Genomic DNA, 1,476 nt, shown 5'->3' on the forward strand with positions numbered 1-1,476 from the left:
GTGCTGCAAGCGGACTGAGAAGACGGGCTTGTTCCGTGAACCGGCCGACGAATGCGGCGAGCCTCGGATTGGTGTCTGACAGAAGAAGTTCGCGCGGATCGCCGTTCGCGGCGACGACACCCTGATCCATGAAAATCACGCGATCCGCCAACTCGTAGGCCAAGCCGATTTCATGTGTGACGATGACCATTGTCATGCCCTCGGCAGCGAGTTGCCGGATTGCAGCCAGCACTTCGCCGACAAGTTCCGGGTCAAGCGCCGACGTTGGCTCGTCGAACAGCATGATGGTGGGCTGCATTGCGAGGGCGCGGGCGATGGCGATCCGCTGCTGTTGGCCGCCCGACAGTTGTGACGGATACTTGTGGCCGGCGTCGGGAAGACCCATGCGGGCAAGCAGTTTATTCCCCTGCTCCTCAGCCTCAGCGCGCGGCACCTTCTTTACGATTAGCGGGGCTTCCATGATGTTCTGCAGCGCCGTGCGGTGTGGGAACAGGTTAAAGTTCTGAAACACCATGCCCGTTTTGGAGCGGGCCGAGTTGATCTGCGCGTTGGAGAGCTTTAGCCTTTCCGCCCCGCTCCGCCGAAAAAGAGGGGCTTCTTCGATGATGATCTCGCCCTTATCGGGTTCCAGCAGCAAGTTCATGCAACGCAGCAGTGAGGTCTTGCCCGAGCCACTGGCGCCGATCAGGCAGACTACCTCTCCGCGGTGGACCTCGAGATCAACGCCGCGCAGGACATATTGGGCCCCGAACGACTTCTCGATGCCGCGTAGGCTTAGGACGACTTCTGCGGATTTAGCGGTCATCACGCGGCCTCCTTGCGTTCAAATCGGCGCGACAGAGCACTGAGGGGGAACAGGATCAGGATGAACATGACGCCGATCACTGTGTACACTTCCATCGGCCGGTAGGTGAAACTTGCCATGTAGCCCGCTTGGTAAAGCAGATCGGGAACGGTCAGGACCGATAGCAGGGTCGTGTTCTTGAGCTGCATGATGGTCTGGCCGACCAGCGGCGGCATCATGCGGCGCAACGCTTGTGGTAAGATGATCCGTGTCATGCGTTGGAAGTAGGTCATTCCAAGCACTACGGCGGCGTCGGTCTGGCCCCTGTCGATGGACTGGACGCCTGCGCGCAAAATCTCGCCATAGAAGCCACTGGCATAAAAGCCAAGCCCGAGAATTCCGGCCGTCTCCTTACCGATCTCGATCTGCAAGAAGATCGGTAAAGCGTAATAGATCCACAGGAGCAGCACCAGCAGGGGAATATTGCGGAAGAACTCTACCCAGATGCGGCCAATCCAGCGCGTCAGCCACCATGGAGTGAGTTGGAGCAGCGCTACCAGCAAGCCGAGTGCGAGGCCGATCGCGCAGGTATAAACGGTGTACTTGAGGGTGATGAGCAGGCCGAACGCCAGGAGGTCCCAATTCTCAAGAACAATGGACGGGTCGAATTTCATGGCGTTCTCCGTCATTTA

At 58.8% G+C, this 1,476-nt stretch carries 2 protein-coding genes; both read right to left on the reverse strand.

Annotated features, from left to right (window positions below):
* Positions 1-805, reverse strand: an 805-nt coding sequence (locus AYK65_RS31030) for an amino acid ABC transporter ATP-binding protein (RefSeq protein WP_139793409.1), incomplete at its 3' end; no start/stop codon positions are given.
* Positions 805-1,458 carry an amino acid ABC transporter permease gene (locus AYK65_RS31035; protein ID WP_081163184.1) on the reverse strand — a complete coding sequence of 218 codons (654 nt, stop codon included), beginning with the start codon at positions 1,456-1,458 and terminating at the stop codon, positions 805-807. The genes AYK65_RS31035 and AYK65_RS31030, both read right to left, overlap by 1 nt.
* Positions 1,459-1,476: the final 18 nt, after the last annotated feature.

It is taken from the genome of Ensifer aridi (assembly GCF_002078505.1).
Lineage (GTDB): Bacteria > Pseudomonadota > Alphaproteobacteria > Rhizobiales > Rhizobiaceae > Sinorhizobium > Sinorhizobium aridi.